The organism is Paraburkholderia aspalathi, assembly GCF_905220735.1.
GTDB lineage: Bacteria > Pseudomonadota > Gammaproteobacteria > Burkholderiales > Burkholderiaceae > Paraburkholderia > Paraburkholderia aspalathi.
In genome coordinates this window covers 32,801-58,991 of record NZ_CAJNBA010000002.1, presented here as the reverse complement: position 1 = coordinate 58,991, position 26,191 = coordinate 32,801, and the positions used below count along the sequence as shown (strand labels likewise).

At 57.3% G+C, this 26,191-nt stretch carries 22 protein-coding genes; 14 read left to right on the top strand and 8 right to left on the bottom strand.

Annotated features, from left to right (window positions below):
- The first annotated feature begins 147 nt into the window (after positions 1-147).
- From KHO30_RS11270 to KHO30_RS11245, 6 genes are all read left to right on the top strand, one after another.
- Positions 148-1,140 carry an SDR family oxidoreductase gene (locus tag KHO30_RS11270; protein WP_211701068.1) on the top strand — a complete coding sequence of 331 codons (993 nt, stop codon included), beginning with the start codon at positions 148-150 and terminating at the stop codon, positions 1,138-1,140.
- Entirely contained in the window at positions 1,137-2,285 is a 1,149-nt protein-coding gene (locus tag KHO30_RS11265) for an acetyl-CoA acetyltransferase (RefSeq protein ID WP_211701067.1), read from the top strand. The genes KHO30_RS11270 and KHO30_RS11265 overlap by 4 nt, the downstream gene beginning before the upstream one ends.
- Positions 2,286-2,288: 3 nt before the next feature.
- Positions 2,289-2,711 carry a Zn-ribbon domain-containing OB-fold protein gene (locus KHO30_RS11260; protein ID WP_211701066.1) on the top strand — a complete coding sequence of 141 codons (423 nt, stop codon included), beginning with the start codon at positions 2,289-2,291 and terminating at the stop codon, positions 2,709-2,711.
- A 259-nt stretch (positions 2,712-2,970) separates the two neighbouring features.
- Positions 2,971-5,100, top strand: a complete 2,130-nt coding sequence (locus tag KHO30_RS11255; RefSeq protein ID WP_211701065.1) for an acetate--CoA ligase family protein — start codon at positions 2,971-2,973, stop codon at positions 5,098-5,100.
- Between the two features lie 118 nt (positions 5,101-5,218).
- Entirely contained in the window at positions 5,219-5,521 is a 303-nt protein-coding gene (locus tag KHO30_RS11250; protein ID WP_211701064.1) for a (2Fe-2S)-binding protein, read from the top strand.
- On the top strand, positions 5,518-6,939 hold the full coding sequence (locus KHO30_RS11245) for an NAD(P)/FAD-dependent oxidoreductase (protein WP_211701063.1): 1,422 nt from the start codon (positions 5,518-5,520) through the stop codon (positions 6,937-6,939). Before KHO30_RS11250 ends, KHO30_RS11245 begins: the two co-directional genes overlap by 4 nt.
- A 95-nt stretch (positions 6,940-7,034) precedes the next feature.
- Here the strand turns inward: KHO30_RS11245 and KHO30_RS11240 are convergent, their stop codons facing one another.
- The 5 genes from KHO30_RS11240 to KHO30_RS11220 all read right to left on the bottom strand — a co-directional run bounded on the left by KHO30_RS11240 (position 7,035) and on the right by KHO30_RS11220 (position 12,300).
- Positions 7,035-8,015 (bottom strand): ornithine cyclodeaminase family protein, encoded by a 981-nt coding sequence (locus KHO30_RS11240; RefSeq protein ID WP_211701062.1) that lies wholly within the window; start codon positions 8,013-8,015, stop codon positions 7,035-7,037.
- Positions 8,016-8,227: 212 nt separating this feature from the next.
- Positions 8,228-9,406 (bottom strand): CaiB/BaiF CoA transferase family protein, encoded by a 1,179-nt coding sequence (locus KHO30_RS11235; RefSeq protein WP_211701061.1) that lies wholly within the window; start codon positions 9,404-9,406, stop codon positions 8,228-8,230.
- Positions 9,407-9,621: 215 nt separating this feature from the next.
- Positions 9,622-10,407 (bottom strand): SDR family NAD(P)-dependent oxidoreductase, encoded by a 786-nt coding sequence (locus tag KHO30_RS11230; protein ID WP_211701060.1) that lies wholly within the window; start codon positions 10,405-10,407, stop codon positions 9,622-9,624.
- Between the two features lie 41 nt (positions 10,408-10,448).
- Positions 10,449-11,390 (bottom strand): branched-chain amino acid transaminase, encoded by a 942-nt coding sequence (locus tag KHO30_RS11225; protein WP_280531438.1) that lies wholly within the window; start codon positions 11,388-11,390, stop codon positions 10,449-10,451.
- A gap of 52 nt (positions 11,391-11,442) precedes the next feature.
- A complete protein-coding gene (locus KHO30_RS11220) occupies positions 11,443-12,300 on the bottom strand; it encodes a transporter substrate-binding domain-containing protein (RefSeq protein WP_211701058.1) in 858 nt (285 codons plus the stop codon).
- A gap of 577 nt (positions 12,301-12,877) precedes the next feature.
- On the opposite strand from KHO30_RS11220, the gene KHO30_RS11215 reads away from it, so the two are divergent.
- From KHO30_RS11215 to KHO30_RS11180, 8 genes are all read left to right on the top strand, one after another.
- Positions 12,878-13,591, top strand: coding sequence for a FadR/GntR family transcriptional regulator (locus tag KHO30_RS11215; RefSeq protein WP_211701057.1), 714 nt, complete (start codon positions 12,878-12,880; stop codon positions 13,589-13,591).
- A gap of 409 nt (positions 13,592-14,000) precedes the next feature.
- Positions 14,001-14,189 (top strand): hypothetical protein, encoded by a 189-nt coding sequence (locus tag KHO30_RS11210; protein ID WP_211701056.1) that lies wholly within the window; start codon positions 14,001-14,003, stop codon positions 14,187-14,189.
- 4 nt (positions 14,190-14,193) lie between these two features.
- Positions 14,194-15,633 (top strand): amidase, encoded by a 1,440-nt coding sequence (locus KHO30_RS11205; protein WP_211701055.1) that lies wholly within the window; start codon positions 14,194-14,196, stop codon positions 15,631-15,633.
- 1 nt (position 15,634) lies between these two features.
- Positions 15,635-16,558, top strand: a complete 924-nt coding sequence (locus KHO30_RS11200) for a LysR family transcriptional regulator (protein WP_211701054.1) — start codon at positions 15,635-15,637, stop codon at positions 16,556-16,558.
- Between the two features lie 107 nt (positions 16,559-16,665).
- On the top strand, positions 16,666-18,081 hold the full coding sequence (gene tcuA / locus KHO30_RS11195; protein WP_211701053.1) for an FAD-dependent tricarballylate dehydrogenase TcuA: 1,416 nt from the start codon (positions 16,666-16,668) through the stop codon (positions 18,079-18,081).
- Positions 18,068-19,234, top strand: a complete 1,167-nt coding sequence (gene tcuB / locus KHO30_RS11190; RefSeq protein ID WP_211701052.1) for a tricarballylate utilization 4Fe-4S protein TcuB — start codon at positions 18,068-18,070, stop codon at positions 19,232-19,234. The genes tcuA and tcuB overlap by 14 nt, the downstream gene beginning before the upstream one ends.
- A gap of 780 nt (positions 19,235-20,014) precedes the next feature.
- Positions 20,015-21,427 carry an MFS transporter gene (locus KHO30_RS11185; protein WP_211701051.1) on the top strand — a complete coding sequence of 471 codons (1,413 nt, stop codon included), beginning with the start codon at positions 20,015-20,017 and terminating at the stop codon, positions 21,425-21,427.
- Between the two features lie 88 nt (positions 21,428-21,515).
- Entirely contained in the window at positions 21,516-22,097 is a 582-nt protein-coding gene (locus KHO30_RS11180; protein ID WP_211701050.1) for a nuclear transport factor 2 family protein, read from the top strand.
- Positions 22,098-22,104: 7 nt separating this feature from the next.
- Here KHO30_RS11180 and KHO30_RS11175 read toward each other — a convergent pair whose 3' ends face one another.
- From KHO30_RS11175 to KHO30_RS11165, 3 genes are all read right to left on the bottom strand, one after another.
- Entirely contained in the window at positions 22,105-22,908 is an 804-nt protein-coding gene (locus KHO30_RS11175) for a GntR family transcriptional regulator (RefSeq protein WP_211701049.1), read from the bottom strand.
- 245 nt (positions 22,909-23,153) lie between these two features.
- On the bottom strand, positions 23,154-24,263 hold the full coding sequence (locus KHO30_RS11170) for an amidohydrolase family protein (protein ID WP_244864012.1): 1,110 nt from the start codon (positions 24,261-24,263) through the stop codon (positions 23,154-23,156).
- 40 nt (positions 24,264-24,303) lie between these two features.
- Positions 24,304-25,959: a bifunctional 3-(3-hydroxy-phenyl)propionate/3-hydroxycinnamic acid hydroxylase gene (locus KHO30_RS11165; protein ID WP_211701048.1), complete on the bottom strand. Its 1,656-nt coding sequence runs from the start codon at positions 25,957-25,959 to the stop codon at positions 24,304-24,306.
- Between the last annotated feature and the right edge of the window lie 232 nt (positions 25,960-26,191).

Sequence of the window (26,191 nt, the reverse complement as noted above, 5' to 3'; positions counted from 1 at the left end):
ATTATCAGTGTATGACGCAAGAAACAGTGGGTCAAGGAAGGGGACCTGAAAAAATTTTTGCCCCGATCAGGACACTTTGCAGGTCACCGAGTTTTGACTTATATAGAATACTATTTGCCTATTTTTGGTCGGACAGAAGGAGAGCAGATGAAATTGCTAGAAGGGAAAGTCGCGCTGGTGACCGGCGGCGGTCGCGGCATCGGACGCGGAATCGTGCTGTCGCTCGCCGCCTGTGGCGCACGAGTGGTCATTAACGATCTCGGCGCCGGTCTCGGCGGTGAAGGGACGGATGCCGCACCTGCAGAAGAAGTGCTTGCCGCGGTGAAGGCGCTTGGCGGCGAGGCCGTCATCAACGGCGGCTCGGTCGCAAGCTACGCCGATGCGCAAGGCATGATCGATCAGGCCCGCGACACGTTTGGAGGACTGGATATCGTCGTCCACGCGGCGGGCGTGCTCAGAGACCGCATGATCTTCAATATGACCGAGGAAGAATGGGACACCGTGGTCGCCGTTCACCTCAAGGGCCTGTTCAATGTTCTCCGCCCCGCCACGGCGTGGATGCGTCAGCAGAAATACGGCCGCATCATTTCGCTCGCATCGGGTTCAGCCTATGGCGACGCCGGCCAACCGAACTATGCTGCCGCCAAAGCCGGCATCATCGGACTGAGCTACTCGACGGCCAACGCCATGGCCAAATACAACGTGACCTCGAATGTCGTTCTTCCCACCGGAACGACGCGGATGATCGATTCGAAGCCGGAGTCGCGAGCCATCTTCGAGGAAACCGGGAAGTGGCCAAGCGAGCACGCAAAAGGCACCCCCAAAGATCCTGACAACGTCGCACCGCTGGTATCGTTTCTTGCGTCCGAGCGCGCCGCAGCGGTCAACGGCCAGGTTTTCCACTCCTATGGATTCGGCTACACCCTCGTCGACCAACCTCGCACGCTTGCTCGCCTTGAGGGCAACACGCCGTGGACCCCCGACGCATTGGCTGACGCCTTCGAAAGACATATGGCCGCGGATGTACCGCCACGCGCAGCCATGCCTTTCGGCCGTGACGTCGACAGCCTCGCCGACAGCGACTGGACGGAAACTGGCGACGGCAAACGCTACTGGATCAAGACGGAGAAAAATCGATGAAGCCTAATGGATACGCGGCAGTGGTGGGCGTCGCGGAAAGCGACGAAATCGGACATGTTCCGGGCAAGACTTCGATGCAGTTGCTCAGTGAAGCCGCATTGAACGCGCTGGATGATGCAGGCCTCACCCTGCGCGATGTCGACGGACTCTTCACCGCGGGATTCCGCACTACGGAGGTCGCTGAATACCTCGGCATTCAGCCGAGTTATTTTGATGGCACCCAGGTTGGCGGCTCGTCGTTCATCGTGCATCTCGGTCATGCAGCAACCGCAATTTCGATGGGATTGGTCGACGTCGCGTTGATCGTTCACGGCGAAAGCGGCCGGTCTCGCAATGCGTTGCCAGCAAGCGGCAGCGATCGACAGACCGTTGAAGGTCAATTCGAAGCGCCGTACGGATCGCCCGGCGCGCCAGGCTCCTATGCGCTGGCGTGTGCCCGGCACATGCATGTCTATGGCACGACGGAAATCCAACTGGCCGAGATCGCTGTGGCGGCTCGCTCCTGGGCAAGACTCAACGATCGCGCCTTCTCTCGCGATCCGTTGACTATCGACGATGTTCTCGCCTCGCCCCTTGTCAGTTGGCCGTTCAAACGGCTGGATTGTTGCCTCGTGACCGATGCCGCTGGGGCAGTCGTTGTCACGAGCCTGGAGCGCGCGAAGAGTCTGAAGAAAAAACCGGTGCGAGTGCTTGGCTGGGGCGAAGGGCACGACCACCAGATCATCAGTCAGATGCCGGACCTGACGTCGGGTCCCGGACGCATCTCCGGACCGCGAGCGTTCGCCATGGCCGGTGTTACGCACAACGACATCGACGTCGCACAGGTCTACGACTCTTTCACCTACACGGTCCTGACCTCGCTGGAGGACCTCGGCTTCTGCAAGAAGGGGGAAGGCGGCGATTTCGTGTCGGGTGGCCGCATCGCGCCTGGCGGCGCCTTCCCGCTCAATACGAGTGGCGGCGGTCTGTCCTACACGCATCCGGGCATGTTTGGCATTTTCACGATCATCGAATGCGTGCGCCAATTGCGCGCTGAGTTCGCCGGACAAGGACAACGCCAGGTGGCCAACGCCAAGATCGGCCTCGTGCACGGCACCGGCGGCAAGCTCTCTGCAACCGGCACAGCAATCCTCGCGGTGGATTAATCCATGACTGACTATCTCAAACCTCTCCCCAAGTCGGACCCGCTCACTGCCCCCTTCTGGGACAGTGTCAACCGGGGCAAGCTCGAAATCCAATGCTGCAATGAATGCGATACGTTCGTCTTCTATCCCCGAGCACTGTGTCCTGTGTGTTCCTCGCGCTCCCTAACGTGGAAACCTGTCGCAGGTCGCGGCACGATCTACTCGCTGACAGTTGTTCACCGCCCTACGAACGCAGCCTTCAAGGGATCGGGTCCGTATGTGGTTGCCCTCGTCGAGTTGGAAGAGGGCTGCCGCATGATGACCAACGTGATCGATGTGCCAGCAGACCCCAAGGTCGTCAAAATCGGAATGCCGGTCGAAATTGTTTACGACCGGGTGACGGAAGAATGCACGCTTCCAAAATTCCGGCCTATTAAGAGCGACTAGTCACGTCCGGCGTCCATTCCTCCGTTGCGCTTGCTTCATGCGACCTGCAACTGATTCAAAGGGGGAATGGACAGAATCGGTCGACTTCGTTAAATGATTATACTAATATCCTTGTTTAAGGGCACTCCACCGGACACCATCGGTGCAGGGTTAGCCATTCAGAACCTAGTTCAAATTTGGAGAAGTTGAGGAAATGGTCCCCAGTGCTTCGCCCTCGCCGGCAACCCATCACGTGCATGACTCGCCTGCTCAACCACCCATGGCAGATCGTCTCAAAGCTTTCTTCGCGCCACGCAGCCTGGCAGTCGTCGGAGCCTCGGACAATGCATACTGGGGACGCAATGCCATTACCAATTTGAAGATCATCGACTTTGACGGCCAGGTAGTGCCTGTCAATCCCAAGCGCAAGACGGTCCTTGGTATTGAATGCGTGACAAGCTTGCGGGATCTGAGCAAGCCGGTGGATCTGGTCTATGTCGCCGCGCCGATCGATGCCGTTTCTTCAGTGCTGTCCGACGCGGGCCACGTTGGCATTCGTAACGCCGTCATCATCTCGGCTGGTTTCGGAGAAGCGGGCGTCGAAGGCCAACGATTGCAAGCGTCGCTAAAAGATGACGCGCAAGAGAAAGGCATCACTATTCTCGGACCGAATTGCCCCGGCTTCATCAACTTCACTGATGGTGTAAGCGCATACGGGCAAGAAATTCCCAGCAGCATGCCAAAAGGAAGCGTTGGGATCATCCTTCAGAGCGGCGCCCTGACGAGCGTGATCCTCAAGCTTGCTCGCACTCATGCGGTCGGCTTGTCAAAAGTCGTCTGCATGGGCAACGAAGCTATCGTTCGCGCGGTCGATGTCCTTGAGTACATGATTGCGGATGAGGCGACTCAGGTCATCGCGATGTTCCTGGAGCAGATCAGGGATGGCGACCACTTCCTGCAACTGGCGCGACGCGCTCTCGAGGCTGGAAAAGCGATCGTTGTGTTCAAGGTGGGAAGAACGCCGGAAGGTCAAAGAGCTGCGCTCGCACACACCGGCGCGGTGGCCGGTGATGACGCCGTCGTCGAGGCGGCGCTCCGCCAATCGGGCGTCGTGCGCGTACACAGCCTCGAAGAACTGTTGATCACTGCGGGGTTGCTCTCGCGGGTTCCGCCGCTCAAGGGAGCCCGCATGGCAGTGATCACGGGCTCGGGAGGCGCCTGCGACATCATCGCCGATCGGGCATCGGATGAAGGTCTGCAATTGCCGTCCTTTTCCCCTGGTACGCTCGCCGAGTTGAAAGCGTATCTGCCCAAGTTCGCCACCGTCCAGAATCCTCTCGATACGGCAGCCGTTGATACCGTCCGGGACACAGGAACGGCCGCAACGGCGATGGACGTCGTCGCAGAGATCGTGAGTCGGGATCCGAATTTCGACTTCGTGCTTTACAACGGTTTCAACGTGGTGCCTCAAGTGGCTGGGAGTGCCGAAGATCAGGAGAAGCACACAGCGCGAATTGCCCACGTGGGTCATATGCTCAGGCAATCGGAAAAACCCATTATTCCCGTCAGCTTGAGTTGCATGGAAGTGGGCCCGTTCGCCAGCTCTCTCTATGATGCGAATGACCTGTTCATGCTTGGCGGCATCGAATTCGGCCTGAAAGCAATCGGTCATGCGGTGCGCTGGAACCAGGCGCGCACAAAGGTCCATACTGCTGAGACGCCCCGAAAAACCGTGCCGCTCACCGTGCTTGCTTCACGAAAAGGCGCGTGGTCGGAGTTTGAAGGCCGGCAACTCCTCGATGCAAACGACGTGCCGCTCGTGCCAGCGACCTTGGTCCAGACTGTCGACGAAGCGGTGAAGGCGAGTGAGAGCTTGGGTTACCCGGTTGTCCTGAAGATCTGTTCGGCGGCAATCGCTCACAAGTCGGACATCGGCGGGGTTGCACTCAATCTGCGCAGCGCTGACGAAGTGCGTACCGCGTTCGCGTCCGTCGAACAGGCCGGGCGCCGTGAAGCGGGTGACAAAATCGACGGTGTGCTAGTCAGCCCCATGCGACCGCGAGGTGTCGAATTATTCGCCGGCGTGACGGTCGACCCCTCTTTTGGTCCAACATTGGCGGTCGGACTGGGAGGCGTATGGATCGAGGTGCTGCGCGACGTCAGCTTGCGCGTTCTTCCCGTGAGCGAAGCCGACGTGGTTGAAATGCTGTCTTCGCTGCGAGCGCGCCCTCTGCTCGACGGTGCTCGCGGTGGCCCCAAGGTCGACATTGCGAAAGTGGCGCAGGTCATTTGTAAAATCGCCCATGCCAGTCTGTCGATCGGCCCGAATCTTCAGGCCTTCGAAGTCAATCCGATCTGGGCCCTTGATGATCGGGTCGAAGCACTTGATGTTCTCGTCGTAACGGACTGATTGCGTTTCAGCACGGAATAAGTGGAACAGAGCCCTTCGACTGTCTCCCGGTTTGATGTCGAAGGGTGGCACTTTGTGACAACGATTACTCCAGAGGTGAGCTTTGGGACCTTCATCAATGCGCGTACATGACGGCATCGAGCGCGAGCCCCCCTTCTGCTTCACGGTCGACGGCAGGACTGTGCAAGCGTTCCCGGGTGAGACGATCTCGGCCGCCTTGCTGGCAGCCGGAATACGCACCCTCAGACGCACCGACAAGGGCAATGCGCCACGCGGAATATTTTGTGGAATGGGTGTCTGTTTTGATTGCCTCGTGACGGTCAACGGCCGTCCGCATCTGCGGGCGTGCCTCACCAAGGTGGAACCTGGCATGCAGGTCACGACACAAGACGAGCACAACTGGCGCCTGTCACGAACATGAAAGTTACAGAGACTGATATTGCGATCATCGGTGCAGGTCCGGCTGGACTGTCGGCGGCCATCGCTGCGGCGCAAAGCGGCGCGCGAGTCGTCGTCGTCGACGAGTATTCGAAACCAGGGGGACAATACTTTCGCCAACCGCAAGCCCGATTCAATCGAATTAACGAATCATTCCTGGGCAAGAGCTATCAGGCCAGCAAACCCGTCCTGCAAGCCGTTACCACCAACGACCGTATCACGGTGAGACCCAACACCCTGGTGTGGGGCGCATTCGACGAAGGTTTGCTTGAACTGGAGTGCGACAACCAGTGCGAACGACTGGTCAGCAAAAAGATCATCGTTGCAACGGGTGCGTACGAAAGACCGATCCCCTTCTCTGGCTGGACGCTCCCGGGCGTGACCACCGCTGGGGCAGCGCAAACCATGCTCAAGGCGCAATTTGTGCTGCCAGGAAAGCGCATCCTGATGTCAGGAACGGGCCCCTTTCAACTTCCGGTTGCGACCCAACTCGTCCAGGCTGGCGGGGAAGTCGTCGAAATACTCGAGACATTAAGCGCACGGGATTTCTTCAGACCTTTCCCAAAACCGTGGCTTCACATCGACAAGCTACTTGAGGCGCGAACTTATTTTACGACGCTGTTGCGTCATCGGGTTCCCCTGCGCTACGGCCAGAGGGTTATCGAGGCCAGAGGCGAGGGTCGGCTGGAAGAGGTCGTCATTGCTCCTGTCGACGAGCACGGTCGTCCCCTGCGTCAAAACACGAGGACCGTGGCGGTCGATTCCTTGCTAACCAACTTCGGGTTCATTCCCAGTCTTCAGCTCGTCAGGCTGTTGGGCTGCGAAACCAAGTGGGACGACGCCGGCGCGTGCTGGGTCGCAGCAAGCGATGCTGACCAGCGCTCTAACCTGCCCAATGTCCTGCTTGCGGGAGAAGTAACGGGTGTGGCGGGTCACAAGGTTGCGATGGCTGAAGGCACGATCGCCGGCCTGACGGCAGCGGTAGACCTCGGTTTGATATCAGAGGCGAAACATGCCGAGCTCTCGGCCGAGGCCCGCGGCAGGCGTGCTCGTTACCAGGCATTCGCGGACTACCTCAAAGTCAACTTTAAACCTGCTGCATCGCTGTATGACGATATCGCAGGCGAGACAATCGTATGCCGGTGCGAAGAGGTCACGGCCGATCAGATCATACAGGTCTCGACAGAGTGGAAAGGCAGTCTGCGGGCGATCAAGCAATGCACTCGCGCCGGAATGGGACAATGTCAGGGACGCATTTGCGAACATACGGTGGCGAGAATCGCAGCGAGGATTTCGGGCGATACGCTCGAAAAAACTGGCCGCGATACACCTCGTCCGCAGATCAAACCGGTCAGCCTGGAGGCGCTATCGGAGAGCATCCCGGAAAAGGTCGATAGATAAAACGGTGTGTCGGAATGCCCGTTGCCTTTGCAGTTGCAGCAGCAACCGCAAGACGGGGAGGCGGCGGGCGCGTCCGCCCTCCGCCTCCCCGCACATCAAAGTTCGAGCTGGTAGCCGATCCCCTTGGCCAACGCGGCGTCGTAGACGATCTTTGCTGCAACCACGTCTTCCACTGCAATCCCTGTCGATTTAAATATCGTGACGTCCTCTGCGTTCATACGGCCTGCGGCCGTGCCCGCAATGACCTCGCCGATTTCACCCAGAACATGCGATTCATCGACGCGGCCTTCCTTAATCGGAATGAGTATGTCGCCCGCTTCGCTCAAGATCGCCTGCCTCGACTCGACGAAAAACTTCGACCGAACGATCGTGTCGCTGTCCATCTCTCGCGATTGCGGTGTATGGGCGCCCACGGCATTGATGTGCGTACCGGCGCGGAGAGCTGAGGCAGAAAACACGGGCTCGGCCGATGTCGTCGCCAAGGTCACGATGTCCGCTTCCGCCACAGCCTGGTCCGAACTTTTCGCAACGCTTACCTTGATGCCATGACGCTCAGTGATCTCCTGCGCGAAACGCGCGGCCGCAAGCTCGTTGATATCGTAAGCAAACACCTGCGTGATCGGCCTCACTGCCAGAGTGCCCTGGATCTCAACACGTGCCTGCACGCCACATCCGATCATGGCCATCGTCGACGCGTCGGGGCGGGAGAGACAATTGGTTGCGACGGCGGAAGTCGCAGCTGTGCGAAGCGGCCCCAACAACGCACCGCTCATGACCGACAGAAATTTACCCTGTGAGTCCAATAGTACGACGATGGCCGCAACCTGACGAGGGCTTCCCGGCGGCTGTGGTTTGCCGGAGCTGCCGACTATCTTCGCTCCAAGCACACCGATATCCCCCAGATAGGCAGGCATGCAGGCAAGCATCGACTTCTCTTCCTGCACAAAGATCCGCAGTCGGTTGGGGTTGATGGACAAGCCTTTGGAAAGCGCAACAAGGGTGCCCTGCACTCCATCGATCAACGCCTTGATGTCAATCACCTGCTCAACTTCCTGACCGCTCAAAATCAGCACCATCGTAACTCCTGGACGTGTTAATCAGATACTGCAAGGATACCAGTATCATAATTACGTCGGATCGGGACGGGCAAATTGTTTTGAAAACAGTCGATGGCGTGCGCCGGCCGCGCCGGCGCAGGATGCCCGGAAAGCGTGTCATTCGCTCTAGATGCCTGAACTCGTGCCATCACTCGCGTGCATTTTTCTTGCACACCACAACAGGTCGACGATCAGGCACCCCAGCGCGGATCCGAACGAACCTCGTTCGTGTGCTCGCCCAGTCGGGGCGCCGGCGTCTCAGGCAGCGCAGCCTGGCCATTAAATAGCGCGGGCATGCGCACGGACGGCGGCACGTTCTTGCAGCCTTTGAGTGGCGGCGCCTCGGTAATCAATTCCCTTTGCGCAATATGAGGATCGGACGTCAGCTCACTGAGCGAATTGACTCGTCCAACCGGTACGCCGAAATCAGCAAGGCGTGTGATGACCTCGTTCGAAGCGCAGTTCCGGAAGATAGCCGTAAGCTCTTCGAGCAAATCTGCCAGGTGAGCGAGACGCAACTCGTTAGTCTTGAATCTCTCGTCGTCGGCAAGCGCAGAACAACCCATTGCCTCGATGAGACGTGCGAATTGCAAATCACTGGCAATGACCAAGGCAATCTGAGCATCGGCCGTCTGGAGCAGGACTTTGGGAACAAGATCAGATTCACGGCGCGCCGCCGTTTGATGTCGACCTAGCAAGTGTCCAATGATGTCCTGGCTCATCGCGGAGACCTGGGTGTCGAGAAGGGACAGGTCGACAACGGTCCCCAGACCGGTTTCGTGACGACGGTTCAGCGCTGCCAATACCGCAATGGCACCGTACAGGCCCGTGAAGAGATCGCTGACCGGGAGAGGTATGCTGCGAGGCCCCGCTTCTTCGGTCCCGTTCAGCGCCATCAGACCGCTCATCGCCTGGATGACGAAATCATAGGCAGCACGTTGCGCGTAAGGACCCGTCTGCCCGAAACCCGAGATCGAACACCAGACGAGGCGCGGGTTGTCACGCATCATGGACTTGGCGTCAAGCTGGTACCGTGCGAGCGTCCCTACTCTGAAGTTTTCGACAACGATGTCTGCGTTTGCGATCAAACGTCTTACTAACGCCCGGTCATCTGGATTGGAGAAGTCTGCTTCAACGGATCGCTTGCCGCGGTTACATGCCTGGAAATAAGCGGAAAAAATGGATTCGCCACCATCGCTCTGTACGAAGGGTGGCCCCCACACCCGTGTCTCGTCACCTACTTCCGAGCGCTCGATCTTCACGACGTCCGCGCCCATGTCAGCAAGCAACTGCCCCATCCAGGGTCCAGCAAGCGTTCGAGCCAATTCAAGCACGCGTATTCCACGCAGCGGCTTCGACGGAGATTCCATTCGCCCCCCTTCGTTGACGTATTACGCAGACAAACGTGGACGAGGCGCTCCTGCCCGACTAACGCTTATGACCTGCGACAAACTGTGGTCGATGCGATTGAAGCAACAAGCCCATCGCAAAGTTCTCGCAAAGGATCATAGCCGAAATAAAAATGGGCGACTGCCGGCAGCGACAGTCGCCCATTCTGAATGACCGGATCAAGCGAATACGTCTGTCAGGACTTGACTGGCATCGTATAGTTCAGACCTGCTCGTCCGCCATCGATATAGACAGTTTGCCCCGTCACGTACCCTGCGGCGTCACTCGCGAGGAAAGCGACAACCGAGGCAACGTCTTCACCCGTTCCGAGTCGCCCGATGGGAGTACGCGACAGAATACGATCGCGGGTTGCCGCGTCGGCCAGTAGACTGTTGCGGTTAAGCTCTGTCACGATGGTGCCGGGACCCACTGCGTTCACCCGGATCCCAAGGGGCGCCAAGCTGAGAGACATGGCGCGTGTGAGTGACGAAATGCCACCCTTGGAGGCGGCGTAGGGAGAAAGAGTCGGCATGGTCATCACCACGCTAGTCGACGACATATTGACGATCGCACCGCCCTCGCCGCGCTCGACCATGTGCTTCGCAGCAATCTGCCCGAGGAGAAAGACCGACTTGAGGTTGGTTCTGATGACGTCGTCAAAGTCCTGCTCTGAAAGATCGAGAAATTCCGCCCGACGCATGATGCCCGCGTTGTTGACTAGAATATCGACCTTGCCGAACTTTTCCAGCACGGATGCGAAAACCCGATCGACCTGATCCTTGTAGCCAACATCGCAATGGAAGTAGGCCGTTTGTCCCGCTCCTTCAAGAGCAGCTATGTCTTCAGCGCTTTTTTGCCCGGCATCATCCTCAACATCCAGAAGGGCAACGTTCGCCCCCTCTTCGGCAAGGTACTGTGCGCACGCCCTTCCAATACCCCGTGCAGCTCCAGTGACGATTGCAACCTTTCCCTTCTTACTCATTGCATTATCCTCAACGTAATCAATAAAAGCAGGCAGCGCGGTTACCGGACATCGTTATCCCGATAGACCGGTAGAAGCCACTTCGAGTACTTGCCGTCTTTGTCGGTCGCAATCCTGAAATAGATTTCCTGGATCTGCTTGGTCAGTGGCCCGACCTTTCCGTCACCCATAGGATAATGATCGATGCCGACGATTGGCACGACTTCGGCTCCGCTTCCACAGAAAAACGCTTCGTCTGCAATATAAAGCTCGCTGCGGTCAATGTCTCGCTCGACAACTTGCACGCCAAGCTCGTCACGATAGAGCTGAATGAGCGTGTCGCGAGTAATGCTCTCGAGAATGTCGGCGTTGACTGGCGGCGTAATCACAACGCCGTCGCGAACCATCATGAAGCACGAAGCCGGACCTTCAGCAACGTCCCCCCGATCATTGAGCATGATAGGCGTATCGAAACCTTTGGTCTTTGCATCAACATAGGCCAGGCGGGAGTTATGGTAATTGCCGGCGGCTTTGATACGCGACGGGCTCGAGTTGTCCGAATTGCGTCTCCAGCTACTCACGCAACTTTGGATACCGGCTTTTCCAGCAGCCGATGGCGGACGGCTAAACGCAAGGACGAATGCACCGGTGCGGATCTCGTCAGGCTTCCACTTGTAGTCGCCCGCGTCGAAATAGACAACGGGCCTGAAGTGAACGTTATCGGTGAATCGATTTTTCCGGATCAGATCAATGAAAGCCTGTGTGAACTGCTCATCCGTATAAGGGATCGACATCCGCATGATCTTTGCGGATTGGCGCAAGCGACGCAAATGCTCTTCATTGCGGAAAATATAAAGCTGTCGTTCGTCCGAGTTCCAATAGGCCCTCATGCCCTCGAATACGTTCGCGCCACGCAGCACCGCTTCTGCCGAAACATGTATCTGCGCGTTCGCCCAAGGCACAATCTCACCGTCCATCCATACAAAATCCGCCGTACTCGCCATCTCTTAACCTTTTTGAGTTGTTTAAACACGACCCAAAATCGGACGACCCGTATTACTTCCGAATCTCCACGGGGACCATCAGATTTTCGGGAAGACCATATTTCAGCATCAGCGCTTTCAGAGTCCCTTTGGCTTCCATCTGCTTGAGGCCGTCGTAGACGATCTTTGTCATCTGGTCATTGCCCTTGCCCACGACAACGCCGGCAACAACGTCTGTCGTCACCGAGTACGCGATTCCAATCATCGGCGACTTGGCGACACGAGATAAAGCGGACACGGTGCCGTCCATCACGAAGTCAACGCGCTCATTGGAAAGCTGTCGATAAGCCGATTCGAGATCAATGGCGTTTTGAAAATTGATCGGCGGCTTCCCTGCGGCCACACACGCCTTGCTCTGACGATCGATGGCCAGAGCGGACGAGCCCCCCATGGTCGTGGTCGCGGATTTGCCGCAGAGATCCATGCCCGTCTTGATAGACTTAGGGTTCCCTTTCGCAACAACGACTGATTGGCCGTTGCGCATGAACACAATGAAGTTCACCTTCTCGGCCCGTTCGGCCGAGTAACTGATGTTGCCTACGGCGACGTCCGCCGAACCTGACAGGATGGTGGGCAGAATGGCCGACCAGGCGCCGAGTTCATACCGGGACTTCAAGCCAGCACAATTCAGCACCGATTCAATGACCTCTGCCTCGAGTCCTGTCAAATGGTCCAGATCGGTTGGATCGGAGAAGGTATAAGGAGGGTAAGTGGGCGTTGCCGCGATGGTGACAGTTTTTCCCGCATACGCAGGGTACTTTGCTGCTACCTTCTGCGGCTCGCAGCTCTGCGCATGGGCGGTCGTTGCCGCCATCAGTGCCGTGAAAACAAAGGCGGAGATCAGTCTGCCGAGCTTGAGAACCAGTGTCATCGTAGCTTCCCTTAATGAGGATACTATATACCTTGAATTGAAAAGAATCAAGCCGTGAGCTTGCTTGACGGCTCGAACCGGGGCGATCTGGCCCTTACGCCGCTGCGCAGAGTACAGCGGCGCTTGCTCGTTAATTAAGCGCCGATTCGCCAATTGGTGTACGATTATACCTATTCAAAATTATTGGAAAGTACCTGTCATCCCCAGTTGAGGAAGTTGCAAAAGTCAGGCTAAGAGGTCGCGTGCGAGTTGCCGTGTTCGCCGCGGCAAGGTCGGACGCATGGGCGCTCATCATGAGGATCGGTGTGGCGAGGAGTTGTCCACAAGCCACGGGCCGACTATAGTTACGCGACCCAAAAATCAGCGTAGCGATGGCAGCGCTGATCCACGTGGAAGTCATTGTTTCCACATGCAAAAGCCTCGGGATGATGGGTGCCCCGAACGCCTTCTGGTAAGCCGCGCAGAAAATGTGATGTCAGGTGCTTCCGTTACTGATAACTTTCGCTTAAATTTCGTCATCCAGCCGGTATCGGCACATTGATGTTCGTGAAACAGCGTATCCTCAAAGGTTTGGGATATGAAAACAACTTCAGAAGTCGTGGTATTTCAGCGGTCAAAACCTGAGAAAGCTGCTCAGGTCGTGGCAAAGCAAGTCAAGCAAACCATTCTTAACGGCACGCTCGCTGTTGGAGACAGGCTGCCGTCCGAAAGAGTCATGATTGAGCAGTTCGGCTATAGCCGGGCGATTGTCCGCGAGGCGCTCAGGCTGCTGGAAAGTGACGGCCTAATCGTGCTGTCGGCCGGACGAAATGGCGGTGCAGTAGTGACCACGCCGGGCACTGGTCAGATCATGTCGAGCATCGACATGCTGCTTCGAATGCAGCAGACCAGCATCGCGGACGTGTTCGAGGCACAGCGTCTAATCGAGCCCATCATTGTCAAAATGGCGATCGACAACGGCACGCCGGAAGACTTCAAGAGAATCCGCGAAACGATCGATCTCATCGAGGCCGATCCTGACAATGTCGAACTGGTCAGAGAGCAGAGCAATCGCTTTCACACCCTACTTGGCGAAGCCACGGGAAACAACGTTATCGCTATCGTCGCCGGAATCTTGCGACAGATCATCGTCGACTTCAAATATGAAGGCGACGCTCAGGAAGCACAGTCTATTGCTCACATTCACCGGCGAATTCTTGACGCGATTGAAGCCAAGGACGTAGAAGTCGCAGTTCGCCGTTCTCTTCGGCATGTGGACGCCGGCGCGACTGTAATGTGTTCGCGAGGCTGAGAGCCTCTCATCCGGGAATACAAGCCGGAAACAAGGGGTCACAAAACTCAAGTTGATCAATAGGAGAATAAGGATAATAATATCCCTGTTGATCCAAAAATCATCGTTGCCGAGAGCCACCGCCACCCCGAAATGGAGAGCCTAGTTTCGTGCAAGCCGGTAACTAGGCGCAGGCAAGCTCTGGATTTTCGCAGGCGGGTGCATTCCCAACCTCTGCGCCGTGCAGCGATCAGATGAGCGGCGGCTCAAGCGAGAAACGCTACGTTCAGATTGAACTCTCTTTTTCGTCTTCATAGCCCTACGCTTTCGAGGGGAGCGCAGGCGGCTCGCACAGCCGTCCGCCCGCCGAATTTCAGTGTCAAACGACTACGAGCAGCGTTTATCCGACTAGCGAAGAGAACTCTGAAAGATGACGACACATGAACATGAGAAAGCAGCGCTAGCCTCCTTGGTACGCAATCGCCTTGGACTGACACTTTCCGTCGATCAGGTCGAGACTCTCTACGAAGGCTATCAGCTGCTATCGACGATGCTTCATTCGGTTGAGCATGACATGCCCCCATCCGTCGAACCCGTCGGCCAGTTCACCGCTCGATAAGCCCATGATGCCATTCACCCTAGCAGAAGCGAGCCGCCAAATTGCCTCAAGGCGGCTCTCCCCGGTGGAGCTGGTAAAGGAATCGCTCCAACTCATCGAAAGATTGAACCCGCAGGTCAACGCGTTCATCACGGTCACATCTGAAACGGCGCTTGCCAGCGCGCGCGCCGCAGAAAAGCGAATCATGCGGGATGGGCCGAGATCGTCGCTTGATGGCATCCCGATAGCCCATAAGGATTTGTTCGACACGGCAGGCGTGCGCACAACCGCTCACTCACGACTCCTCGAGAACAACATCCCTGTTTCCGATGCAACCGTCGTTGCCAAACTCGACGCGGCGGGATCCATCATGTTGGGCAAGCTGGCAACGCTCGAATTTGCATTAGGGGGGCCTTCGTTTGATCTTCCCTGGCCACCCGCTCGTAATCCATGGAACATAGACTACTTCACTGGCGGCTCGAGTAGCGGCACCGCTGCAGCGATCGCGACCGGCATGATCCTTGGTGGAACAGGTACGGATACCGCAGGGTCGATCCGTGTACCGTCAGCATTTTGCGGCGTATCCGGAATCAAACCAACTTATGGACGGTGTAGCCGAGCCGGGGTGTACCCGCTGGCGTTCAGTCTGGACACGGCTGGGCCCATGGCGTGGACGGTGGAAGACTGTGCCATCCTCCTGCAACACATGGCCGGATATGACCCAGCCGATACCACCTGCGCGAACGAATCTGTACCCGACTTCAGTGTTGGAATCGGCAAGGGCGTAAAGGGACTACACATCGGTGTCATCCGCCATTTTTTCGAAAAAGACAATCCCATTAGCGACGCTGCTCATCAAGCCATTGAGAGAAGCCTAGACGCTCTCCGTGCTGAAGGCGCGGTGCTGCAGGACGTCAAAGCCCCTCCTTTAGCGGCATTCTCGACCGCAAATCGAGTGATCATGAATTGCGAAGCCGCGGCCATTCATGAGCATTGGATGCGTACGCGAAGTGCTGAATATGGCGAGCGACTGCGCTACAGACTGATGCTTGCTTCCTTGATATCAGGCATCGACTACATTCAGGCGCAACGTCGCCGGCGCGAGCTTTGCGCCGCAATGAAAGAAGTCATGGAGAACGTCGATGTGGTAATTACTGCCGTCGTGGCTGGGGAAGCGTCTCCAATCCACGAGATTCCCATGTGGGACGGATTCGAAAAAGCGAGCTTCGCCGCCCCTTGGAATCTAACAGGTTACCCAGCCATGACTGTCTGCACAGGCTTTGGCAGTACTGGATTGCCACTTGCGCTGCAGATCGGTGGACGTCCTTTCGATGAAGCAACAATTTTCCAGGTCGCGGATACGTTAGAACGGACGACATCCTCCCGCCGACGCCGGCCCTCGCTGCCCGGTCTACAAAAGATTGGCCTGGTTCAAAACAACATAGGACACCGGCAAGGAGAATAAGGTGGAACTCCGGCAGTTGCGTTACTTTGTACGTGTGGTGAACTTTGGAAGCATGGGCCGCGCTGCAGCAGAGCTAGGTGTTGGGACGTCCGCTTTGAGTCAGCAGATAAGCCGTCTTGAGACGGAACTATCCACAAGGCTGCTGCAGAGGACAAAGGCCGGAGTACGACCAACGAGCGCTGGCCTCGCCTTCTTTCGCCAGGCACAACTCGCGATCAGGCACGCAGACGAAGCGATCGAGGCCGCGCAGCATGCGCGCCTTTCAGGGTATGTCAGCATAGGCATGCCGCCCAGTGTGGCAGGAGTGCTGGGACTTCCGTTCATACGGGCGATGTACAAGCGCTATCCGGACGTGCATTTACGTGTAGTTGAAAGCCTGTCCGGGACACTCAATTCGATGCTTACGTCGCGACAGATCGATCTTGCCGTGCTGTATGACGTAACCCGCACTCAACAATTTTCGGTTACTCGCCTGGTAACCGAGCGTCTGTATGTCATAGGCACTGAGCAGTCGGCAATCCTGCGGTCGGAAGCACCCCTATCGCTTTCAGACTTGACGTCAACCGCACTCATCCTTCCAAGTGAATCACACCGGCTGCGCGCGCTTATCGATGAAGCCTTTAGTCGCTTGGGTCGAAAACCTAACGTTGTCGCCGAAATTGACGGACTTGCGATGTTAATGGAAGCCGTCGGCGATGGGCTCGGTCTCACCATTCAACCTGGTGCTGCGTTGGCAAGACATACTGGTGGCAGCTTCGTCGCACGCGAGATCCTGGAACGAGACCTAGTGCGCTCAAGTCACCTTGCCAGCCTTTCCGATGATGAGCTTTCGCCGGCCGGACTGGCCGCAAGGATCATTTTGGTGGAAACAGCCCGACATCTGACAGAGCACGGCAAATGGACCGGTGCAACGCTCATCGAGTAGTTCGTGTTCTTCACGATCTCTAAAGACGTCTTCTCTTGCAGCACGTAGATGCGGCTTAGCAAGACGCATAGACTCTGACTTGGCTAAATTAACCGTCGGGTCTGGGTATGGTGGACGTTCTAGTCATTGGCGGGGGCAACGCAGCACTTTGCGCGGCGTTAATGGCGCGCGAAGCCGGTGCATCCGTACAGCTGCTTGAGTCAGCTCCTCGTGAATGGCGAGGTGGGAATTCGCAACATACTAGAAATCTTCGATGCATGCATGATGCACCGCAGGATGTTCTTATCGACGCGTATCCAGAAGAAGAGTACTGGCAAGATCTGCTGAAAGTCACAGGCGGCATTACGAACGAGAAGCTCGCCAGGTTGGCTATTCGTGCTTCATCGACATGCCGGGACTGGATGCGCAAGCACGGGGTCCGATTTCAGCCTCCACTTTCAGGAGCGCTGCACGTAGCGCGGACGAACGCTTTCTTCATGGGCGGTGGCAAGGCCCTTGTCAATGCGTATTACCGCAGCGCTGAAGCGCTTGGTGTGCAAGTTCGATACAACGCGACAGTGGATTCAATCGAACTTGACGGCAGCCGGTTCGTTGCAGCGAGGTTGGGCAACGAACGCATCGAGGCGAAAACCTGTGTCCTTGCGGCGGGAGGCTTTGAGTCAAACCGCGAGTGGCTTCGGGAAGCATGGGGACAAGTTAATAACGAATGGGTAGCGGACAATTTTCTTATCCGTGGAACACGCTTCAACATGGGCGTCCTCCTGAAATTCATGATCAACGCCGGGGCCGATTCGATCGGCGATCCCTCACAGTCCCATTGTGTCGCAATCGATGCACGCGCTCCTCTCTATGACGGCGGAATCTGCACACGAGTTGATTGTGTGTCGCTGGGTGTCGTCTTAAACCGGAACGCAGAACGTTTCTATGACGAAGGAGAGGATTTTTGGCCTAAACGATATGCGATCTGGGGTCGCCTCGTTGCGCAGCAACCTGGACAGATCGGATACTCGATAATCGATTCAAAGGCAATCGGTCGCTTCATGCCGCCAGTATTCCAAGGCACCAAGGCCAATACTCTCCCCGAGTTGGCTCGCGCTGCGGGCCTCGATGAGGCGAGCTTCGTCAAAACAATTCTGGAATACAACGCGGCCTGCCGGGTTGGCACATTCAATCACGCCGTTCTTGACGACTGCCATACGGAAGGCGTTTCCCCCGCCAAGTCCCATTGGGCGCAACCAATCGACCGGCCGCCTTTCTATGCTTACGCACTGCGGCCGGGTATCACCTTCACATACCTTGGGCTCAAAACGGATGAAACCGCAGCGGTTTTTTTCAAGGAAAACCGGAGCGAAAACCTCTTTGTCGCTGGCGAGATGATGGCTGGCAACGTGCTGGGCAAAGGCTACACGGCAGGTGTAGGGATGGCCATCGGAACCGCCTTTGGACGGATAGCTGGCAAACACGCAGCCAAGGCTGCCGGTTACCAAACTCCAGAAAGGGAGGAAGATAATGCAGTCGCTTAACGCGTTGACAAGAGAGGCAAACGCCCTCGCGCTGAATCAGCCGATCGCAGCCCTTACGGATGCTCCGGAAGCGGAAGTCAGCAGGGTCATGCAGATCTGCAATGCCTGCCGTTACTGCGAAGGATTTTGCGCCGTTTTCCCAGCAATGACCCGCCGTCTGGAATTTGATCGCTCAGACGCTCACTTTTTGGCTAATCTTTGTCATAACTGCGGAGCGTGCCTATATTCCTGCCAGTATGCACCACCGCACGAGTTCGCAGTGAATGTGCCGCAAGCGATGGCAGAGGTTCGCATGAAAACCTACATTGACTACGCGTGGCCGCCAAGTTTCGGTTTGCTCTACAAGAAGAATGGCCTGACTGTGGCCATCGCCCTTGCCACTGGCCTAATTCTCTTCCTGCTTCTAACGATAGCACTCAGAGGCGGACTGTTACCCAGCGTCCCGTTGAATTCCTTTTATCAGGTTTTCCCCCATAACCTGCTCGCGTTGATGTTCGGCAGCGTGTTTGTGTTCGCTACATTTGCACTGTCGGTCGGAGTACGCCGGTTCTGGAAGAACGAGCCTCCCGGCCCGATCTCACCGGCTGCAGCGAGAGAAACATCGCGCGATGTCCTGACATTGAAGTATCTTGGTGGTGGACACGGCGATGGCTGCAACAACGAGGACGATAGGTTCTCGCTCGCCAGAAGGAGATTTCATCATCTGACTTTTTATGGCTTCATGCTTTGCTTCGCTTCCACCTGCGTGGCCACGCTCTACCACTATTTCCTGAATCTCGAAGCCCCTTACGACCTGATCAGCTTGCCGGTCATCCTGGGTGCATCAGGCGGTGTTGCGCTTACTGCCGGCGCATTCGGCCTCTTATGGCTCAACTTCCGCCGCCACCCGTTACAGGGGTCCGCTTCGCAACGCCCGATGGATCGCGCGTTTATCGTCCTTTTGTTACTCGTCAGCATAAGCGGTCTTGCGCTCCTTGCCTTTCGCGACACAATCGCCATGCCAACTTTGCTCGCGGTCCACTTGGGCGTGGTCATGTCGCTCTTCCTGACACTCCCATACGGGAAGTTTGCGCACGGCATTTATCGCAGTACCGCGTTGCTGCGCTGGGCGGTGGAGAAACGTCAGCCCTCCAGACTTTTAGTGGACGAATAGCGGACCGTTTGCGGACCACCACAATCCCTGCGTCGAGGTCGCCTTCGGAGCGATGCGATTGATGGCCGGTACGCGCGCCAAGTACGCAAAGCCTCCGTCGCGCGACATGCCGCTCCCGGTGACGGCGATCGGTTCAGGTCGACCCACAGCCATCTTTTAGCTTTCCCGAAGCTGCCGTTGGTGACTGTGACTTACCGCCGCCCAGCCTAATCTGCAAGCTGGCCCATGAGTGGCATCGCGCACCGGCATAGCCGGCTAGCGCAGATCATTATCGCTGTAGCCGTGACTCCACAGCTTTGCGGCATGAATCGCAATGAGTCTGCCTCCGTTGCGACACCCGGCAAAACTTGCGGCCCGACCCGAGCGAAATCCGAAGGCCTCTTCCGCAATCGTGCGGTTTCCGTACTAGTTCCCGCACCCAGTTCTGCCAATCGATCGGCTTCAAACTGTCTACACATCGACCACCTATTGCGGCGCTCCTCGGAACTGTGGCTACACTCATCAGGTACGAATAAACCCTAATTTACCCACAATTTACGACAAGAGTACAGATCATGGCATTCGAGAAAATTAGCTATCGTCACGCCAAAGTGTTGACAGTTTGAGCAACCCCAGCTAATGTGGATTCTGTCTGGCCGCCCGCATTCCCCGGATAGACAGACCTCGCACATACAACTACCCAAAAACGGGTGAACCCGCTGCCTGCTCCCATCACCGGCGAAGTTTGCGTCGCAGGAATCCTCGCGTCGCGCTCCATGGGCAGACGTAAGGAGACAAAGATTGCCACGCACCAACCATTACACCGCAGATCGCGGCTACGACGCCAATGGATCAGCGGCGCTGGAGGCGTCCAGCCCCGGTTCGTCACCACTAGCCTCGGCAGACCATGTTCGCGCGGACGGCGACATGGTTGACAGCGCGAATCGTGCGACGAGGTGCAGAACGCTGATCGGCATCAACGTCGGCATGGCGCTCGAAACTTTCGATTTCACCGCCTATGCCATCTTCGCCCCGTTTTTTGCACGCAGCATCTTCAATCCCGCGGACCCTACCGCAGCCCTGCTCGCGACACTGGCCGTGTTTGGAGCAGCATTTCTGGTTCGGCCATTTGGAGCCGTAGCTTTCGGATGGCTGGCCGATCGCAAGGGCCGCAAATTCGCGCTGATCTCCGCAGTCATCTGTGCGTCCTGCGGTCTATTACTCGTGGGGTTGGCGCCAAGCTATCAAACCGCAGGGCTGACCGGCGCTTGCGTATTGTTGTTCGCGCGTCTTTTGCAGGGAATCGCCCATACGGGCGAGGTCGCGGCCGCCTACACCTACATTGCCGAGGCAGCGCCGCCCCGCAAAAGGGGGCTTTGGGCTAGTTCGCTGTATGCATCGTCGCTAATAGCCGTCGTGATCGCGAATATCGTCGGATTGATTCTGTCGTCCGTCATGAGTCAATCGCAGTTGACCACGTGGGGATGGCGCATTCCGTTCTTTATCGGTGCCTGCCTCGGCCTCCTCTCTCTTGTGCTCCGGCGAAACATGGTCGAGACAGACGCATTCATGCGACAGGCAGCACGTGAGGCAATGCCCGCAAAAAAGACCTCGATGTGGCGCGAGTTATGGAACAACAAGGCTGCAGGCGTGAGAGTATTTTTGCTGGCCGGTTCGAACGCTGTCTTTTTCTACGCATGGGCGATAAGCGGCCCGAGCTGGGGCATTAGCATACTGAAGCTGAGTCCCGCGCATGCACTTTGGTCGGCAATCATTGCGCAACTGGTGTGCGTCATCGCATTGCCATTTCTCGGAGCGCTTTCCGACAGGATCGGACGACGCGCAAGCTATTGGATCTACGGCATTGCCGTAGCCGCTTTGTCGTTCCCGCTCCATCACCTTGCCCAAGGTGGCGAAACGTGGCAATTCGCACTGGCAATGAGTATCGCCTTGCTCATCTTCGCGTTCAATGGCTCGATGTTTCCGGCACTTCTCGCGGAGCTGTTTCCAGCCGGCATCCGGGCTTCGGGAGTTGCACTTCCCTACTCGTTGTCGGCCATGGTGTTTGCCGGAACAGCGCCGTTCCTCCAGCAGTGGCTTGGCCAGCAGGGACTCGGCAATGTGTTCGTCATGTACACGGCAGCGATGGCGTTGCTTGGGGCTGTCGTGATGCTCTTCACCAAAGAGACGAGCCGAATAGATTTGGTGGATTAAATTGCGCAGCGCCCTCCTTCCGTTAGCACGGCACGTCACCTGACGCGGTCAGATGAGATTGACTTTTCAAACCCAGCGGAAACATATCATGTCCGACACTACCGAAATCATTCAGCTCATTCTTAGGGAACGACAGGGGCGAGATCGCGGCTGGTGGACGCAGATGGAAGAGTGCTATCACAGCGATTCGATCGTTTCGATCAGTTGGCTTCGGAGCAGCGGCGCCGACTTTGTCGCACGCTCAAAAGAAATAAGCGGCAAAGGTATTCGCCCTGTCCATCGGCTTTCACCGCCCGTCGTGCATATCGATCGCGATCGGGCAGTCGTCGAAGTACCAACGTCCATTAGCTTGCGGACGTTGATTCATGGTGTGGATGCTGATCTGGATTCATCCGTACGGAATCTTTACCAGGTGGAGCGCCATGGCCCGAACTGGAAGATCATGTTCCTCACATGCATCTACGAGCGTGACATGCTGACGCCCGCGATGCCTGGAACATCGCTCGTCCTCGATATCGAGCAGTTGGCGAGATTTCGAAAGTCCTACCGGTGTCTGGCCTATCACTTGTCACTGGAAGGACATTCGGTTCCTGACAACCTGTTCGGAGACGACGTTCCGGAGCCAGTCGATGCGCTTTACGCCAGCGCATTTGACTGGATGCGCACGTAGGTGTCGCTCAGATCGATTGTGACTGGTCGTCGTCGCCCAGCAACGCGCTAGCGGTTGCCCTGAGGATGGAAGGCTCATAACGGGGAGCCACGCCTGCCAGGATCAGCATGGCAAGCCGGCAGAAGTAGTTCGCATAATGGCGCGATGCCAATTCCGCGTCTCTGGCCTTTACTGCCGCGAGAACGTGCGACAACTCCGAACCGTCAATGCGTATCACGCTAGGGAATCGAGCGATCGCATGGGCGCGATAACGTTGCAGATTGTCTATGAAACTGCCTATCAGGGACCCGATGCGCTCTCCGGCCGGTGCAACGATGGTTCGCGAGAATGTGCGATATGCAGCCTCCCATTCTTCCGGCGCATGTTCCAGCGAAGCGTTCATTTGCTCGACGCACTGGCGGAGTATCTGGATCTGAGCATCGTCGAGGAGCGGAACACACACCCTGATGGCAATCGTCATGTTGAGCAGCTTCAGGCTCAACAGGCTTTCGTAATCCGCTATGTCGAATGGCGCGACGCTGTACTTCTGGTTAGCCTTGGCGATCACGAGCTGCTCTTGCTGAAGGCGTTGAAGCGCCTCTCGCACGGGGCCACGACTCGTGCCGAAATCGCGCGCAACCGAGGCCTGCAGCAGCTGCCCACCAGGCGGGATCTTCCCGCTCAGAATGTCTTCGCGGAGCGATTTGAAGATGATGACGGATGTATCGCCCGCCCGTTTTTTTGATGGCACTTCGCTCGCTTCAGCGTTCCGTCCTGCCGATGTCCGGGCTACCGCTTGAGCTCCCGTAGTTCGCTGATTCGATTTTGGCATTGAAGTCGTCCCTCGACGATGTATTGAAAAAGCCGGTGCGTGTGAACTGTCAACAGTTTGAGAGTTGTAAACCGCAATATCCAGATTCTACTCGCGACAGTCAACCGACAGTCAGAAACTGCGATCTATGGAAAGCGTGTACATGTGACGGGCAGGTGAGCGTGGACCAGCAATTGGAACCCCAGCACCACGTTCTTGCGGCATTGAAAGAGTCAACACTTCTTCGTTCAAGTACCGGAACTGCTTCAGATCGCGGCATCCGCTAAACGGGGGAAAAGGCTCTCGGCGTTGCATCGGGAAATGGACATTCGTTGTGTGTCTGTGAGCGGATAAGCATCCAGCCGGAGCGTGAATTCGTGGGCGAGTTTCAGCGGTGCATACGGCCAGTCGGATCCATAGGTAAGCCGGGTCGGGTCAGCGAACGCGAGGAGTGACGGCAGCGCGTAGGGGCCCGGCGTCAATGCCGTATCGAAGTAGAACCGTCTTAGCTGCCCGAGTACCGCCTCCTCGCTGCGCTGCGGGGAAAGCATGCTCGCGATCCGCAATGCGGCGTAGGGGACGTACCCACCACCGTGCGAGAGAATGATTCGAAGGTCGGGGTACCGGGTCAGGCAATCATGCTTCACGAGGTTGACGGCCGCGCGCGTGGTATCCGCCAGAAAATCGGTGAGCGCGGCCGATATCCCCGGGACCAGCGAAGTTGGTAAAGCGGTCGGATGCACAAAGAGCACCGTCTTTCGTTCGTTGAGGAATTCGAGCAATGGATCCCATTCCGGCGCACCGACATACACCCCGCCTACATTGCTCATCAGCACCACTCCGTCGGCATGCAAATGATCGAGTGCATACGAGGCTTCGTTAATGGCGGCACTCAGGTCTGGAAGTGTGAGCGTTGCAAAGAAACCGAACCGCCTGGGATCGTCGGACACGACCTTCGCGCAGAACTCGTTGACGTCGCGAGCCAGTGCCCGGCTTTTATTCATGTCCGTAGATGGGCCCAACCAGACCCCGGGGGTCGAGACGGACAGAATGCCCGTTTCAATACCGTTACGCTCGAACGACTCCAGCGCCGCGTCCTTGCTCCACGCCAGGAACGGACCGGGATACGACGATTGGGAATGAAGCCAGTCACTGTATTCCGGAGGAATCACATGGCAGTGCGTGTCGATGCGCCTCGGGTTTGCGGAGCCTTCCCGTCGCGAGGCCGATACGGCCGGTTCGCCGCGACTGGTTGAGGGCGAAGCAGTCAAGCTGCTACATCCGAAAAAAAACGGCGCGACGGCGCCGACAGCCAACGCTGCCGACGTCCGTTTTAGCATTTCACGCCGGCGTTGGCTGGCAGGTCGGGATTCCATGCGAAGTCACTCTCTTGCGTTGCGTGGAGCGGCGTGCAAGCTATTGGACAGCGTGCGTTCTGGCCAGATCGCGCCATCCCGCTTTTTCCAATGACTCCGCCAGTTCGTCCAGAAGCGACGGCAGATCGGCCACCGTCGCCACACTACCGAACACGTAGTTGTCCGGTCTCACCAGAAAGGCCTTGCGCCCTGTAGTTCGGAACCACAAATCGTACTCCGCGTCGATGTCGACGAAATAGTCCGGGCCCGGCCCTCTCGAAACGTGGGCAATCGATACGTTTAGCTGAGAGAGCAAACTCTTCTGCCGGCCGTCGAATATGTCTTCGGGCACGGCGTGACGGGAAATGATGCGCCAGCCTGGGCTCACGAACTGGTCCAGCAGGTCGACACAATCGCCCAGCGCGACCCGCGCCTGGAGGCCCGGCCTGCCGTCGGCATCGATTGCCCTCTCGTCACCCTGCGCCCGAACCACACCGTCTCCCAGACGCGGAAACAGCGGAGGTGGATCGGCTCGCTTCGCCCGCAAAGCGTCGTCACGCAATTTGCCCAGAATCGGATCTGTCACCTGCACGCTTTCGCCGATCGCATTCGCCATTTTTATCACCTCGCGGACGTGCGGTGCGCGCTCGCTCTCATAGGTATCGAGAAGGGCGTCGTGCGCGCGGCCACGAAGCACCGCATCAATCTTCCACGCAAGATTCAACGCGTCGCGGATTCCCGAGCACATGCCCTGCCCCATGAAGGGAGGTGTCGTATGCGCTGAATCGCCGGCAAGCACCACCCTGCCTGCACGCCAACGCTCAGCGAGCGTGCTTTCGAAAGTATGGATCGCCCTTCGGACGATTCTGCCCGCAGCGGGATTCAAACCGTAGGTCGACAGCAAGCGCCACGCCGTGCATTCGCTTTCGAGGTATTCGCGGCTTTCGCCTTCAAGTCTGCGGAATTCCAGTCTCGACCACCGGTTGCCGCTCCAGCGGCCGACAAGTGTCGGGCGTCGCACGTCGAGAATCTGACGCACCTCGCCGAGTTGCGGCACGTCCCGATCGGGATCGTTATGTTCGAAGTCGAGCACGAGGTTATCGATTGCAGGAAACCCGAGATCGCGACGCCCGATTCCGAGCGCCTGCCGCACGAAGCTGTTCGCGCCATCCGCACCAATGACATACGCCGCTTCAATCCTGCAGGTGCCGGCCGCCTCGTTGCCCGTTTCCCGCACCGACAGAACTGCACTATCCGTGCCTTGTGCGATTTCTGTGGCCGTATATCCCATGAAAACGCGGACACCGAGCGCGACGCCGCGAGCGTCAATAATGTCTTCGAGATCGGGTTGATAAAAGAGGTAACTCTCCTTCCATCCCGACCCGCCCGTGCCGAGCTTGACGCTCTGAAGCACTTCATGGTCGGGCGTGACGAGCTCATACGAAAGCATCGGCCGGGCCATCAGTTCGACTGCCTTCGCGATTCCAAGGCGCTGGAACGCGCCTCTCATCGTTTCGCCATCGAAATGGCCGGCGCGAGGGAGCGAGAAACGCTTGCTATAGCGCTCCACCGCAACCACGTCGAGTCCGCATTGCGCCAACAATGCCGCGAGCGTTATGCCCACGGGTCCATAGCCAACGATCGCCACGTCGCAGATGGTGTGCGCGGGAAGCTTGGCGCGGTCATCGTCCGACCGCGCAGGAAATGAACTTGACATTACTCGCACTCTGTCTGTGTTTGAAAGTATTGATCAACGACCCGCATCGGGCCTTCGACCACGGTGCTGAGACTACGATCCGTCAGACTAACTGTCAACACATTGACAGACAACTACGGGATAACGCTTACTCTTCCGTCGTCAAAAACAGTGTTTTTTGGGCTTTTTAGCAATGATCGGCGTAAACCATAGGCCAATATCCCGCCTAAAGTGTTGACACTTAAGTAAAAAA

Bases quoted from the DNA above. Each gene is read 5' to 3' on its own strand.
- KHO30_RS11230 (WP_211701060.1), bottom strand. From the start codon at position 10,407: ATGAGTAAGAAGGGAAAGGTTGCAATCGTCACTGGAGCTGCACGGGGT.
- KHO30_RS11215 (WP_211701057.1), top strand. From the start codon at position 12,878: ATGAAAACAACTTCAGAAGTCGTGGTATTTCAGCGGTCAAAACCTGAG.
- KHO30_RS11255 (WP_211701065.1), top strand. From the start codon at position 2,971: ATGGCAGATCGTCTCAAAGCTTTCTTCGCGCCACGCAGCCTGGCAGTC.
- KHO30_RS11210 (WP_211701056.1), top strand. From the start codon at position 14,001: ATGACGACACATGAACATGAGAAAGCAGCGCTAGCCTCCTTGGTACGC.
- KHO30_RS11235 (WP_211701061.1), bottom strand. From the start codon at position 9,406: ATGGAATCTCCGTCGAAGCCGCTGCGTGGAATACGCGTGCTTGAATTG.
- KHO30_RS11225 (WP_280531438.1), bottom strand. From the start codon at position 11,390: ATGGCGAGTACGGCGGATTTTGTATGGATGGACGGTGAGATTGTGCCT.
- KHO30_RS11170 (WP_244864012.1), bottom strand. From the start codon at position 24,263: ATGGAATCCCGACCTGCCAGCCAACGCCGGCGTGAAATGCTAAAACGG.
- KHO30_RS11250 (WP_211701064.1), top strand. From the start codon at position 5,219: ATGCGCGTACATGACGGCATCGAGCGCGAGCCCCCCTTCTGCTTCACG.
- tcuA (WP_211701053.1), top strand. From the start codon at position 16,666: ATGGTGGACGTTCTAGTCATTGGCGGGGGCAACGCAGCACTTTGCGCG.
- KHO30_RS11175 (WP_211701049.1), bottom strand. From the start codon at position 22,908: ATGCCAAAATCGAATCAGCGAACTACGGGAGCTCAAGCGGTAGCCCGG.
- KHO30_RS11240 (WP_211701062.1), bottom strand. From the start codon at position 8,015: ATGGTGCTGATTTTGAGCGGTCAGGAAGTTGAGCAGGTGATTGACATC.
- tcuB (WP_211701052.1), top strand. From the start codon at position 18,068: ATGCAGTCGCTTAACGCGTTGACAAGAGAGGCAAACGCCCTCGCGCTG.
- KHO30_RS11260 (WP_211701066.1), top strand. From the start codon at position 2,289: ATGACTGACTATCTCAAACCTCTCCCCAAGTCGGACCCGCTCACTGCC.
- KHO30_RS11220 (WP_211701058.1), bottom strand. From the start codon at position 12,300: ATGACACTGGTTCTCAAGCTCGGCAGACTGATCTCCGCCTTTGTTTTC.
- KHO30_RS11265 (WP_211701067.1), top strand. From the start codon at position 1,137: ATGAAGCCTAATGGATACGCGGCAGTGGTGGGCGTCGCGGAAAGCGAC.
- KHO30_RS11165 (WP_211701048.1), bottom strand. From the start codon at position 25,959: ATGTCAAGTTCATTTCCTGCGCGGTCGGACGATGACCGCGCCAAGCTT.
- KHO30_RS11270 (WP_211701068.1), top strand. From the start codon at position 148: ATGAAATTGCTAGAAGGGAAAGTCGCGCTGGTGACCGGCGGCGGTCGC.
- KHO30_RS11180 (WP_211701050.1), top strand. From the start codon at position 21,516: ATGTCCGACACTACCGAAATCATTCAGCTCATTCTTAGGGAACGACAG.
- KHO30_RS11245 (WP_211701063.1), top strand. From the start codon at position 5,518: ATGAAAGTTACAGAGACTGATATTGCGATCATCGGTGCAGGTCCGGCT.
- KHO30_RS11205 (WP_211701055.1), top strand. From the start codon at position 14,194: ATGATGCCATTCACCCTAGCAGAAGCGAGCCGCCAAATTGCCTCAAGG.